The organism is Patulibacter sp. NPDC049589 (genome assembly GCF_040675535.1).
Classification (GTDB): Bacteria; Actinomycetota; Thermoleophilia; order Solirubrobacterales; family Solirubrobacteraceae; genus Patulibacter.
Window position 1 is genome coordinate 41,685 of the sequence record NZ_JBFAPC010000015.1, and the last position, 12,902, is coordinate 54,586.

At 74.1% G+C, this 12,902-nt stretch carries 11 protein-coding genes; 3 read left to right on the plus strand and 8 right to left on the minus strand.

Annotation, left to right across the window (positions count from 1 at the left end; all coding sequences use genetic code 11):
- Positions 1-96: 96 nt before the first annotated feature.
- Positions 97-2,547: a UvrD-helicase domain-containing protein gene (locus AB0L40_RS04750; protein WP_364349959.1), complete on the minus strand. Its 2,451-nt coding sequence runs from the start codon at positions 2,545-2,547 to the stop codon at positions 97-99.
- Positions 2,548-2,668: 121 nt separating this feature from the next.
- Here AB0L40_RS04750 and AB0L40_RS04755 point away from each other — a divergent pair, with 121 nt between their 5' ends.
- Positions 2,669-3,568 carry a queuosine salvage family protein gene (locus tag AB0L40_RS04755; protein WP_364349962.1) on the plus strand — a complete coding sequence of 300 codons (900 nt, stop codon included), beginning with the start codon at positions 2,669-2,671 and terminating at the stop codon, positions 3,566-3,568.
- Between the two features lie 412 nt (positions 3,569-3,980).
- On the plus strand, positions 3,981-6,419 hold the full coding sequence (locus AB0L40_RS04760) for a hypothetical protein (protein WP_364349965.1): 2,439 nt from the start codon (positions 3,981-3,983) through the stop codon (positions 6,417-6,419).
- A 169-nt stretch (positions 6,420-6,588) separates the two neighbouring features.
- On the opposite strand, the gene cysE is transcribed toward AB0L40_RS04760, so the two are convergent.
- From cysE to AB0L40_RS04775, 3 genes are all read right to left on the minus strand, one after another.
- Positions 6,589-7,344, minus strand: a complete 756-nt coding sequence (cysE, locus tag AB0L40_RS04765) for a serine O-acetyltransferase (protein WP_364349968.1) — start codon at positions 7,342-7,344, stop codon at positions 6,589-6,591.
- Between the two features lie 103 nt (positions 7,345-7,447).
- The gene (gene cysK, locus AB0L40_RS04770) at positions 7,448-8,380 is read right to left on the minus strand and encodes a cysteine synthase A (protein WP_364349971.1); all 933 of its coding nucleotides are present in this window, start codon (positions 8,378-8,380) and stop codon (positions 7,448-7,450) included.
- Between the two features lie 2 nt (positions 8,381-8,382).
- Positions 8,383-8,778 (minus strand): Rrf2 family transcriptional regulator, encoded by a 396-nt coding sequence (locus AB0L40_RS04775; RefSeq protein WP_026912271.1) that lies wholly within the window; start codon positions 8,776-8,778, stop codon positions 8,383-8,385.
- A gap of 253 nt (positions 8,779-9,031) precedes the next feature.
- Here AB0L40_RS04775 and AB0L40_RS04780 point away from each other — a divergent pair, with 253 nt between their 5' ends.
- Positions 9,032-9,379, plus strand: a complete 348-nt coding sequence (locus AB0L40_RS04780; RefSeq protein ID WP_364349974.1) for a VanZ family protein — start codon at positions 9,032-9,034, stop codon at positions 9,377-9,379.
- A gap of 101 nt (positions 9,380-9,480) precedes the next feature.
- On the opposite strand, the gene AB0L40_RS04785 is transcribed toward AB0L40_RS04780, so the two are convergent.
- The 4 genes from AB0L40_RS04785 to AB0L40_RS04800 all read right to left on the minus strand — a co-directional run.
- Complete coding sequence (locus tag AB0L40_RS04785; RefSeq protein WP_364349977.1) at positions 9,481-10,593, minus strand: HDOD domain-containing protein; 1,113 nt, start codon at positions 10,591-10,593, stop codon at positions 9,481-9,483.
- 189 nt (positions 10,594-10,782) lie between these two features.
- Entirely contained in the window at positions 10,783-12,165 is a 1,383-nt protein-coding gene (gene gltX / locus AB0L40_RS04790; protein WP_364349980.1) for a glutamate--tRNA ligase, read from the minus strand.
- A gap of 26 nt (positions 12,166-12,191) precedes the next feature.
- Positions 12,192-12,335 carry a hypothetical protein gene (locus tag AB0L40_RS04795; protein WP_364349983.1) on the minus strand — a complete coding sequence of 48 codons (144 nt, stop codon included), beginning with the start codon at positions 12,333-12,335 and terminating at the stop codon, positions 12,192-12,194.
- 202 nt (positions 12,336-12,537) lie between these two features.
- The coding region (locus AB0L40_RS04800) for a hypothetical protein (protein WP_364349986.1) at positions 12,538-12,902 on the minus strand (365 nt) is incomplete at its 5' end.

The window sequence follows — 12,902 nt, forward strand, 5'->3', positions numbered from 1 at the left end:
GAATCTACCCTGCACCCGGCCGCTGCCGACGCAGTCACCGCAGGGCGCCGTCCCCGCGCGAGCGCGACCGCCGCGACGCGGTCACGACCACGCCGGTCAGGCCAGCGGCTCCAGCCGGGCGAAGCCGGCGATCAGCCGCTTCTCCCCCGCGTCGTCGAATCGCACGACGACGACGTCGCCGTCCATGCGCAGCACCTCGCCGGCGTCGAACTTCACGTGGCGGACGCGCTGGCCCGGCGCCCAGGTCGGGGACGGCTCGGCCTCCGCCTTGCTGGACACGAGGTCGCTGCCGCGCTTGAGCCCGAGCGACGAGAGGTCGCGCGGCGGGCCGCCCGGGCGGGAGGGGCTGCGGCCGATGCGGCCGATCGAGCTGAGGTCACGGCGGCCGCGCACGGCATCGCCGGGGGCCGGGCGGCCGGAGGTCGCCTCGACGGAGAGGTCGTCCATCGCCTCGTGCGGGAGCTCGCGCAGGAACCGGCTGGGCACCTGCGACTGCGGCGGGCCGTACATCGCGCGGCGGCGGGCCCAGGTGATCGCGAGGTGCCTCCGGGCACGGGTGATCCCGACGTACGCCAGCCGGCGCTCCTCCTCGAGCTCGCCGGAGTCGATGGCGCGAGAGTGCGGGAAGATCCCGTCCTCCAGGCCGACGAGGAAGACGGCGTCGTACTCGAGGCCCTTCGCGTTGTGCAGCGTCATCAGCGTGACCTGGCCCTCCGGGCCGTCGGCCTTCTGGTCCGCGTCGGACAGGAGCGCCGTCTGCTGCAGGAAGCGGTCGAGGGCGTGGAAGGCGTCGTCCTCCGGGGTCGCGGCCTCGGCGTCGAACTCCTCGGCGTACGCGTGCAGCTGGTCGAGGTTCTCCAGGCGTCCCTCGTCCTGGGGGTCCTCCGAGGCCTCGAGCTCCGCGCGGTAGCCGGTGACGCGCAGGACGTCCTCGACGAGGTCCGCGATCCTGAGGTCGTCCCCGGAACCCGTCCCGCCCGCCCCCACCTCGTCGGGGCCGCCGAAGAGCTTCTCGCGCAGCTCCGCGATCTGGTCCGCGAAGGCCCCCACGGCGCGGACCGCCGCGGTCTTGAGCCCGGCGGCGGCGGGGTTGGCGACGACCTCCAGCGGCGTCACGCCCGTCGACTCCGCGTGGCTGAGGATCCGGCCGACCGTGGTGTCGCCGATCCCGCGGCGCGGACGGTTGACGACGCGCGCGAAGGCGACCGTGTTGGCCGGGTTGTGCAGCCACGCCAGGTACGACAGCGCGTCCTTGACCTCGGCGCGGTCGAAGAAGCGGACGCCGCCGATCACCTGGTAGTCGAGCTCGGCCTGCGTCAGCGACGTCTCGATCGCGCGCGACAGCGCGTTGGTCCGGTAGAGGACGGCCATGTCGCCGAGCGGGGTGCCCTCCCCCGCCAGGCGCTCGATCTCGGCGACGACCCAGCGGGCCTCCGCGTGGTCGTCCGGCAGCGCGCGGACGCGGACGTCCTCGCCCTCGCCCTGCTCCGTGAACAGGTGCTTGGGCCGCTGGTTGCTGTTGTGCGCGATCAGCCCGTTCGCGGCGTCCAGGATGTGCTGCGTCGAGCGGTAGTTCTGTTCGAGCTTGATGACCTCGGCGTCGGGGAAGTCGTCCTCGAAGTCGAGGATGTTGCGGATGTCGGCGGAGCGGAAGCCGTAGATCGACTGCGCGTCGTCGCCGACGACCATGAGGTTGCGGTGGCCGGGCTCCTCGCCGGCCAGCGGCGCGGTGAGGGCGTCCGTGTCGTCCCCCGGCCCCGTGGCGTCCCGTCCGGCCCCGCCGCCCGACGGGCCCGCCTGATGCATCGGGTCGTCCATGCAGAGCAGCTGCAGGAAGCGGTACTGCGCCGGGTTGGTGTCCTGGTACTCGTCGACGAGCACGTGCTTGAACGCGCGCCGGTAGCGCTCGCGGACGTCGGGGTAGCGCTCGAACAGGTCGACGGTCCGAGCCATCAGGTCGTCGAAGTCCATCGCGTTGTTGGCGACCAGCTGCTGCTGGTAGCGCGCGTAGGTGTCGGCGACGGTGCGGTCGTAGTGGCCGGCCGCGAGGTCCTGCGCCTGCTGGACGCTGCGCAGGCGGTTCTTGTGGTCCGAGATCTGGTTCCGGACGGCGTTGGGCGTGAACCGCTTGGTGTCGGCGCCCTCGGCCTCCAGGCAGCGCTTGACCAGGCGCTTGGAGTCGTCGGAGTCGTAGATCGTGAACGTGCGCGAGTAGCCGAGCTTCTCGGCCTCGACCCGCAGGATCCGCGCGCAGGCGGAGTGGAACGTCGCGACCCACAGGCCGCGGGTGGAGCGCCCGAGCAGGTCGCCGACGCGGTGGCGCAGCTCGGCCGCGGCCTTGTTCGTGAACGTCACGGCCAGGATCTCGCCCAGTCCGCACTGCCCGGTGCGCACGAGGTAGGCGACGCGATGGGTCAGGACCCGCGTCTTGCCCGACCCCGCGCCCGCGATGACGAGCAGTGGCCCGCCGGGGTGCTGGACGGCGTGGCGCTGCGGCTCGTTGAGCCCCTCGAGCAGTTCTGCGGCGTACGCGTCGACGGAGGTCACCCACCGAGGATAGGCGCCTGCGGGGACGGGTCCGGAGCGCCTCCGAGGACGTCGTCGCGAGCCCCCGGAGGTGCAGGGCTTTCCCGGTCCGGGCCCGCGCACGGGCCGGTACCGTGGGCGGATGGCCGCCCCCGGACCCCCGTCCCTCCCCGACCGGGTCCGCCGCCACGCCGCGGAGGTCGTGGCCGGCGCGCGCTTCGTGACCATCGACCACGAGGCGCTGGACGCGATGGACGCGAGCGCCGCCCTGGAGCCGCCCGAGCCCGACGAGGTGCGGCACTTCCACTCCGGCGACCGCGCCGACGTCGCCGCCTACGTCCTCGCCCTCAACGCCGTGAACTTCGGCTCGGGTTGGTTCCCGACACTGCGCAAGCGGCCGGGCTCCAGCGGCTACTGGACCGTCGCGTGGGGGCTCGCGGACCGCTGGCGCCAGCGGGGGCCGTGGTCGGCCGCCGACCTGCGGTCCCTCACCGCCGCCGAGGTCGCCGGGGTCCTCGGCCAGGACCCCGGCCACCACCTCATGGCCCTCTACGCGCAGGCGCTGCGCGATCTCGGCGTCTGGCTCGGGCAGCGCCGCGCCGTCGACGTGCTGGACGCGTCCGCCGACTCGGCCGGCCGGCTCGCGGAGCAGCTCGTCGACGGCATGCCGTTCTACCGCGACCACGGGCTGTACAAGCGGGCGCAGATCCTCGGCGCGGACCTCGAGACGTTCGGGCTCGCGGAGCCACGCGACCTCGACGAGCTGACGATGTTTGCCGACAACCTCGTCCCCCACGTCCTGCGCTGGTCGGGCGTGCTGGTCTACGACGAGGACCTGGCGCGCACGATCGACGCCGGCGTGTCGCTCCCGATGGACCGCGCCGAGCACGAGATCCGCTGCTCGGCCGTCCACGCCGTCGAGCTCCTGAGTGCCCGCTCCGGCATCGCGCCGCGCCACCTCGACGGGTGGCTCTGGCACGCCGGCCAGCGACCCGAGGTCAAGGCGCACCCGCGGCACCGCTGCCGGACCGTCTTCTACTAGGAGACCGCCGGCCCGCGACGGGGCCGCAGCACCCTCGGGACCCGCCCGGCCCCGTCCGCGGCGGCGGGCCGGTCCCGCCGGAGATGGTCTCGACCCTCGCAGATCTGCGTACGACGTCCGCCAAGATGCCCCGGGTCGCGCCATCCCTGGGCCACTGCGCCAACCGGATCCCGACGCGCCACGTCGACAGGACAAAACTCCAAAGCAAGCGAACCATCTTGTCCACCGGGCCCAGCGGAGGCCCATCCGGTCACGGATACCTTCGTTCGACCTTGGGATCCCAAGTGCCGGCCGGGCACCCCGATCGCCGGCCGCGGCCGGCGGCGGGCGCGCGGACGGCTCGAACGCACGCCCTGCGGTCGCCGTCCCCCTCGACGCGTCCGCCGGGCCCGAGACGAACGGAGACACGCCCGTGTCATCGCCCCCTGCCCTCCCGCACTCATCAGGCCGGTCACGACGTCGCGCCCTGCTCGCGGCGGTCGCGCTGCTCTGCGCGCTGCCGCTGACCTCCGGCGCGGCCCACGCCGCCACGCCGCCCAATCAGGCCGCGCTGAAGACCGACCCGCTGACGAAGGGGCCGTACTCGATCGAGCGCGACGAGTACAGCGCCGGCGATCTCCTCCTCAACCTCTCGGCCACCGATCCCACGAAGGGTCAGACGCTGGTGCCGCTCCGCGGCTCCGTGACGTTCCCGACCGGGACCGCCAAGACGTCGAAGGTCGTCGTCTTCCTCCACGGCAACTACTCCGCCTGCCGCGACTCCACCGGGGGCGCCCCCGCGGCCCCGAACCCGGTCGACGCCCCGGTCGGCGGCCCCACCCGTGACAACTGCTCGATCGCCGACAAGGCCAACAGCTACGCGGGCTACGACTACCTCTCCGACAACCTCGCCAGCCAGGGCTACGTCGTGGTCAGCGCCGAGGCGAACTTCTCCGGCGTCTTCCGCAGCAACGGCGCGGACGGCAACCTCGGTCGCTCCCAGCTGCTCCAGGCCACGCTCGAGGTCATCGACGGCTGGAACCACGGCACCGGCGTCATCGGGTTCGACGACCCGAGCAAGCCGCCGTCCAGCCGCCCCTCGCTGGCCGGCAAGCTCGACCTCGACGGCGGCGTCGGCCTCATGGGCCACTCGCGCGGTGGCGACGGCGTGACGCACTTCATCGACTTCAACCGCAACAACACGATCGGCAAGCAGTGGCTGCTGGACGGCGTGCTGGCGCTGGCGCCGGTCGCCTCGGCCCCGACGGTCGTGCCCGAGGGGACGAACTACGGCCTGCTGCTGCCGGGCTGCGACGGTGACGTCTCGGACCTGCAGGGCGACCACTTCTACGGGGACGCCAAGCGCGACCCGGCGAACGCCAACGTCTCCCTCACCAAGTGGTTCGTGCAGGGTGCCGACCACGACTTCTACAACAGCGTCTGGGGCTCGACCCAGGACGACGCCTCCCGCCTGACCGGCGGCTGCGGTCCGACGGATCCGAAGACCGCGCGCCTGTCCCAGCCGGAGCAGCGCGCCACCGGCTCGGCGATCATCAACTCGTTCATGCGCCGCTACGTCGGCGCCGAGACGGACTTCGACCCGCTGATGACGGGCGAGACGACCCTCCCGGCGTCCGCCTGCCCCACCGGCGCGAGCCTGCTGATCGTGCCGTGCGACGCGCTCGTCCAGACGAGCTACACCGCCCCGGCCGCGCAGCGGCTGGACGTCCTCGACCCGGCCGGCGGCGCGGCGCCGCCGACCGTCGCCGAGAGTGGCGGTGCCGTCGCGGCCACCGGCCTGAGCCGGTACGAGGTGTGCGATCCGAAGCCGGTCGTCGCGCCCGCGGTCCCCGTGACCCCGACCCCCTGCCCGGCGACGAGCCCCTCCTGGGGACCGCAGCTGACGCTCGGGTGGAACGCCCCGGCCTCGCTGAGCGTCGGCCTGGGCGCCGGCGCCGGGACGAAGGACGTCAGCGGCTACGAGGCGCTGACGTTCGACACCGCCGTCGACTACGGCGTCGCGGAGAACCCGGCCGGTGAGGCGAAGGACTTCGCCGTGACCCTCACCGACGCGGACGGCAAGACCGCCTCGACGCAGGCGGCGTTCTGGACCGGCTCGCTGCGCGCGACGCAGCGCAACACCTCGCGGGGCCCGACGGTCCTCACGGGCGTCCGGATCCCGATGTCGGCCTTCACCGGGATCGACACGAGCCACGTGGCGTCGGTGACGTTCGGGTTCGGCGGCACGGGCCAGCCCGCGCAGGGCATGGTCCAGCTGGCCGACGTGTCGTTCCTGCACGCGCCGATCGCGCCGCCCGCGGCGACGATCCCGCCGCCGGACGGCCCGCAGCCGGACCTCGGCACGGTGCTCGCGCCGGGCATCTCCCCGGTCACGGGCGCGGCGGTCCCCTCCGCCCCGACGCCCTCCACCGGCACGCCGGCCGCCTGCGCCGACGGCAAGGACCCGTCGAGCGCGCTGCGCTCGGTGTCCCACGCGACGAAGAAGCGGACGGGCGTGGTCACGCTGAGCGTCCGCGGGACGGCGAAGGACGCGGCGACCTGCCCGCAGGGCAAGGGCGTCGCGAAGGGCGGGGTCGCCCGGACGCTCGTCTCGGTGACGCGGACGGTCAAGGGCGGCTGCCGGTTCCTCACGGTCGACGCCCACTGGTCGGCGACCCGCTCCTGCGCGCTCCCCGTCGTCCTGACGGCGAAGGGCACGAAGGCGTGGTCCCGGGCGATCCGGTTCCGCCTGAAGTCCGTGCCCGGCTACTCCGCCAAGCACCGCACCGCGATCACGGTACGGGCCTGGTCGTACGACCGGGCGGGCAACCGCGGCCGGACGGTGAAGCGGACGGTGCACCTGAAGGCGTAGCCACTCGCATCCCGGCGCCGCGCGGTCGGCGGCGCCGGACCCGACGAGGTCCCCGACGACCGGCCGCCCGCGGCCGGTCGTCGGCGTCGGTGGGGCCGAATGGGCCAGCGGCGCGGCAGGCGCCGGGACCGCGATCCCCCGTACGGCCGCGCGGGGCGGCCCCGGAGGGTCAGCCGCCGGCGGGGCTGCGGCCGTGCTTGGGGCGCAGCTCGTGGACCTGCGCGCCCTCGCCCTGGCCGTCGGCGCCAGCGGGGCTGCCGCCGAGCGCCCGGACCTGGGCCTCGAGCTCGGCGACGCGCTTGCCGAGCGCGCTCATCGCGTCGGCGATCGGGTCCGGCAGGTGGATCCAGTCGGCGTCGGGACCCTCGACCTTGCGGCCGTCGATCTTGACCGGGTGCCCGGGGTTGCCGACGACCGTGCTGTTGCGCGGGACGTCGGTGATGACGACGCTGTTGGCGCCGACCTTCGCGTCGTCGCCGACCGTGATCGGGCCGAGGAGCTTGGCGCCCGAGCCGATCGTCACGCGGTCGCCGACCGTGGGGTGGCGCTTGCCGATCTGGAAGCCCGTGCCGCCGAGCGTGACGCCCTGGTAGAGCGTGACGTCGTCGCCGATGCGGGCGGTCTCGCCGATCACGACGCCGGCGCCGTGGTCGATGAAGCAGCCCCGGCCGATGACCGCGGCGGGGTGGATCTCGATGCCCGTCAGCGTGCGGGAGGTGTGCGCGAGGACGCGGGGCAGCACCGGAACGCCGCGGCGCTGCAGGCCGTGGCTGACGCGATGCACGAGCAGCGCCTGGACGCCGGGCCACGTCGCGAGGATCTCGAACGTGCCGACGCCGCGGGCGGCGGGGTCGCGCTCGTGCGCGGCGCGGACGTCGCGACGGAGCTCGGCGCCGACGCGCGCGAGTGAACGGATGCCCAACACGGTCAGCGAAGGCTAGCGAGCGACCGGCGTGGGCCCGCAAAGACGGGGGTATCTCCCGCCCGACGGGCGGGGACCGCGCCGGACCCGGACGGGACCGGCACGCTCACCGCGGCTGGAAGAACGGCATGCTCGCGTAGCGCTCGCCGCTGTCGGGCAGGATCACGGCGATCCGCTTGCCCTTGGACTCGGGGCGCTTGGCGACCTGGATCGCGCCCTGCATGGCAGCGCCGCACGACAGGCCGGCCAGCACGCCGCAGCGGCGCGAGAGCGCCCAGGCGGTGTCGATGGCGTCCTCGTCGGTGATCTTGATGATCTCGTCGACGACGCGGCGGTCCAGCACCGGCGGGACGAAGCCCGCTCCGATGCCCTGGATGCGGTGCGGGCCGGGGTTCTCGCCCGACAGGACCGCGGAGGACGCGGGCTCCACGCCGACCACGAGGGTGTCCTCGGAGTGCTGCTTCAGCACGTGGCCCACGCCGGAGATCGTGCCGCCGGTGCCGATCCCGGCCACCAGGACGTCGATGCGGCGGTCGAGCTGCTCGAGCAGCTCCGGGCCGGTCGTCTTGCGGTGGATCGCCGGGTTCGCCGGGTTGGCGAACTGGTCCGGCATCCAGGCGTCGTCGGCGTCGGCCAGGCGGCGGGCCTGGTCGACGGCCTCGGTCATGCCGCCCATCGACTCGACGACCTCGACCTTCGCGCCGAACAGCCGCAGGAGCGTCTCGCGCTCACGGCTCATGCCCTGCGGGAGACAGATCGTCAGCTCGTAGCCGCGGGCGGCGGCGACGAACGCCAGGCCGATGCCGGTGTTGCCGCTGGTGGCCTCGATGATCGTCGAGCGGCCCGGGGCGATGCGCCCCTCCTTCTCGGCCGCGAGGACCATCGCCAGGGCGATCCGGTCCTTGACCGAGCCGCCCGGGTTGTAGGTCTCGAGCTTGCCGTAGAGCTCGACGTCCGTGCCCGCGGGCTCGAGGGGCTTGAGCCGGACGACGGGCGTGCCGCCGATCAGGCCGGTGATGTCCGTGATGTCGTCGGGCACGATCAGATCCAGTACATCGTCTGGCCCTGCTCCCGGGCCTCGCGATCGATGACGTCCTGGATGGTCGTGCCCGCGAGCACGGCCCGGGCGGCCTCGGCGACCTCGGCGAAGACGCCGGTGGAGTCCTGGCCCAGCGGCCCGTCGAGCATCTCGACGACCTCCAGGACCGTGATCTCCCGCGCGTCGCGGGTCAGCACGTAGCCGCCGTGGACGCCGCGCTGTGAGCGCAGGAGGCCGGCCCGGCGCAGTGTCGCGAAGAGCTGCTCCAGGAACTGGCCGGGGATGTCCCGTCGGCGCGCGAGCTCCGCGACGGGCACGGGCGTCGTGACGCCACCCGCCCGGCCGAGCTCGGTCAGCGCCTGCACGGCGTAAGGGGATTTTGCGGTGATGGAGATCATCGAGAGGTCCTACGGTCCAGGGAACGACGAACGAGGTCCACCCGTACAGTTCGATCCTATGGGAGTCGGCGGACCGCACGCCACGCGGATCCCGGAAATCCCGGAGGAGACACCGGGAATCGAGGGTCGCGAGGCGCCGTCCCGACGCTCGGAGCGCCTCCGCGCCGCGGGACGCCGGGGCCGCGGACCCGGCTCTCCGGCGTCCGGCGGCGCGCGGCGCGTCGCCTCGCTCCTGGTCCCGCCGCTGGCCCTGATGGGGCTGATCTTCTTCCTCAGCGCGCAGCCGAACCTCTCGTCCGGCCTGAAGGAGGACTTCTTCCTCCGCAAGTGCGCCCACGTGACCGAGTACACGGCGCTGACGCTGCTCTGGGCGCGGGCCGCCGCGGGCCTGGGCCGGGAGCTCGTCCGGCGGCACGCCGGGCTCGCGGGCGCGACCGTGGCGCTCGTCTGGGCGGCGAGCGACGAGTGGCACCAGACGTTCGTGACCGGGCGGGTCGGCGCGGTCCACGACGTCGGGATCGACGCGATCGGCATGGCGATCGCCCTGGTCCTGCTGCGCGCGACGCGGGTCGGGGTGCTGCTCGGCGTGCGATCGCGATAGGTCTTCGGCGCGCGGCTCCGGGCGTCCCGGTAGGTGTCCCGGGGGGCTCCTGTGCCGGCCGGATCCCCCCGGAGGGACCCAACCGGGATGCCGCGTGCGGCCTAGAGCCAGCCGCGCTCGACGGCGATCAGGACGGCCTGGGCGCGGTCGACGGCGCCGAGCTTGCCGTAGATGTTGTGCAGATGCGTGCGGACGGTGCTGGTCGACAGGCCGAGCTCGCCGGCGATCTGCTTGTAGACGCGACCGGCGGCGAGGCGGCGGAGGACCTCCATCTCGCGACCCGACAGCGGGCACGGGGCGGCGCTGCGCGCGCGGCGCTGGGCCGGGACGGCCTGGTCGTAGAGCAGGGCGCGCAGCTGCGACGCGTCGATGCCCATGGAGCGCGCGACGCGCATCAGCGCCTGCGGCGAGACCTCGTCGCCGTGGCTGTGGTGCGCGATCAGGTCCGCGAGGCGCAGCGTCGCGACGTCGCGGTCGACGTCGTCGGCGTGGTGGCGCTCGACGAGGCGGGCGAGCTCGCGCGGGAGGCCCCAGCGGCGGACGAGGACGCCGCCGACGAGCGCGTGGTCGACACCGAGCTCGCGGCGCTCGGCGACGATGCGCTCCTCCGGGGTCGCGTCGCGCGGCAGGACCTTCTCGGGGTAGCCGGCGTGCGCGTGCAGCAGGACGAGCTTGCCGACGTCGTGCAGCAGGGCGGCGGTCGAGAGCGTCTCGACGTCGACGTCGCCCAGGATGGCGCCGATGCGATGGATGGCGGTCTGGACCGCGGCGACGTGGCGGCGGTGCGCGTCGGCCTCCCGGCCCCACGAGCCGGCGCGGTCGAAGTAGTCGACCGTCCGCGTGCGCTCGGCCAGGACGCGCAGCGACGGCGGCGTCACGACCTCGATCGCCGCGGCGATCGAGGAGACGCGGCCGGCGGACGTCGTGTCCAGGCGGTTGGCCACCCGCAGCACGCCGAGGCCGAGACCGAGGTCGGTCTCCAGCGCCGCCACGATCGCGGACGGGTCGACGGGATCGGCGTCCAACGCGGCGACGAGACGCGTCTGCGACTCGGCCAGCGCGGGGAAGCCCTCGAGGGCCTCGAACGCGGCGGTCAGCCGACGGCCGTGCTGCTCGTTGGGACGCGTCGGGACGGACGACGACGTCGGGCGGGGGCTCGAAGTCGCGGTCTTGTCCGGGACGGCGGGGAAGGTCGATGCGGCGGAGTGGTTCACAGGATTGGGGCGAGGAGTCCAGGGCCTCAGTGGACGTATCGGCGATCCGCGCCTACAACTTGAGTCCTCTTCGGTATCGATTTCGCGTCAGCTTGGTAGACGACGCCTGGACAGCCACCCGAACTGCGCGTGGGCGCCGCACACCCGCCGGAGCGATCGGCCTCCGACCGCCCCGGCCCGGGCTCCCGGTCAGGCCGACGTCGCCAGCGCCGCGTCGACGCGGCTGAGCGTCTCGTCGCGGCCCAGCGCCGCCGCGGACTCGAAGACGCCGGGCGAGACGGCGGTGCCCGCGAGCGCGACGCGCAGGGGCTGGAAGACGTCCTTCGCCTTGACGCCGCGGTCGCCGACCAGGGCGCGCAGCGCGACGTCGACCGACTCGGTGGTGAACGGGTCCAGCGCCGCGAGCGTCTCGCGGACGGCGGCGAGGTGCTCGAGATGGTCGGCGTCCAGCCACTTGGCGCGCGCCTTCTCGTCGTCGACCGGGCCGGCGAAGAGGAACCCCGCGAGCGCCCAGAAGTCGTCGACCGTGGAGATCTTCTCCTGGCTGATCACCACCGCGGTGCGCAGGAGCTCGTCGCGGCCGGCGATCTGCTCCGCGTGGCCGGTGGACTCGAGGTGGCCCTTGATCGTCGCGGTCAGGCCGTCGACGCCCAGGCCGCGCAGGTACTTGCCGTTGAGCCACTTGAGCTTCTGCTCGTCGAAGCGCGCCGGGTTCTTGGACACGCGGTCGATCGCGAAGCGCTTGACGAGCTCGTCGCGCGGGATCTCGGTCTCGTCGTCGGCGTCGCCCCAGCCCAGCAGCGCCAGGTAGTTGACGACCGCGTCGGGCAGGTAGCCGGCGTCGCGGAGCTCCTGGACGGACGCCGCGCCGTGGCGCTTGGAGAGCTTCTTGCCGTCCGGGCCGTGGAGCAGCGGCAGGTGCGCGTAGACGGGCTCCTCCGCGCCGAGCGCCTGCAGGACGAGCAGCTGCTTGGGCGTGTTGGAGAGGTGGTCCTCGCCGCGGATCACGTGCGTGATGCCGGCGTCGAGGTCGTCGATCGCGACCGCGAGGTTGTAGAGCGGGCTGCCGTCCGCGCGCGCGATCACCGGGTCGTCGAGGTGGATGTTCTGGAACGTCGTGTCGCCGCGGATGAGGTCGCGGACGACCGTGGCGCCCTCCGGGACCCGCAGGCGGACGGCGCCGACGTCGGGGTCGTCCGAGCGCGTCGGGTGGTCTCCCCCGCGGAAGCCCTTGTCGGCGCCGTGCTCGGCCTTGTACGCCTTCACGTCGTCGGCGGTGGCCGTCGAGCGGTACGCCTTGTCCTCGTCCAGGAGTTGACGCACGACGGCGCGGTGGCGGGCCTCGTGGGTGGTCTGCAGGACGGGCTCGCCGTCCCAGTCCAGGCCGAGCCAGCGCAGGGCGTCGAGGATCTGCTCGATGTTCTCCGGCGTCGAGCGCTCCTTGTCGGTGTCCTCGATGCGCAGCAGGAACTCGCCGCCGGAGCCGCGGGCCACGAGCCAGTTGTAGAGCGCGGCCCGGGCGCCTCCGACGTGGAGGGCACCGGTCGGTGAAGGGGCGAAGCGGACGCGCATGGAGGCAAGGCTAGGGCAGCACGCCGTCAGCCCGCGGCGACCTCCCCGACCGCGTCGCCCAGGGCGGCGACGGCCCGGCGCAGGCCCGGCTCCGGCGTGCGGCCGAAGCCGATCTGCACGAGCGTCCCGGGCCGCTCGTCGAGCACGACCGGCGTCACGGCCGCCAGCACGCAGCGCCGCGGCCAGCCCCTCGAGGACTGGCGCGCCGCCGGGCCGGATCTCCAGGAACCCGTCCGCCGCGAGCCGGCCGTAGGCCTCGACGACCACCCCGCGCGAGACGCGCCGCCCGTCGGCCGGGACCCGCGCGGACGGCAGGGCCGTGCCGGCGACGAGGCGGCCGTCGCCGACGGTCGGCCGGCCGGCGGACCGGGCTCAGCCGGCCGGGACCGCGATGGTGCGCGTGACGGCGCCGGCGGTGGCGCCGGTCGTGGCGACGCGGACGACGAGGCGACCGCCGGACCGGCGGACCTTCTTCGCGACCGACGCCGGGATCGACGCGGAGAGCGTCCGGGTCGTACCGCGGGCGACCGTGACGGACCTCGCGAGCTTCGCGGCGGTGCCGCGGAGCTTCACGGACGGCCGCACGACGCAGCCCGTGTCGGGGGCGGTCGTCGGGCAGACGACCTTGAGGCGGACGCTGCGGCGGCTCGCGCCGACCGAGACGCCGTTGATGCGCGCCCGGGCGACGCGGACGGCGGCGACGGCGGCGGCCGGTGCGGCGGCGACGGCGCCCACGC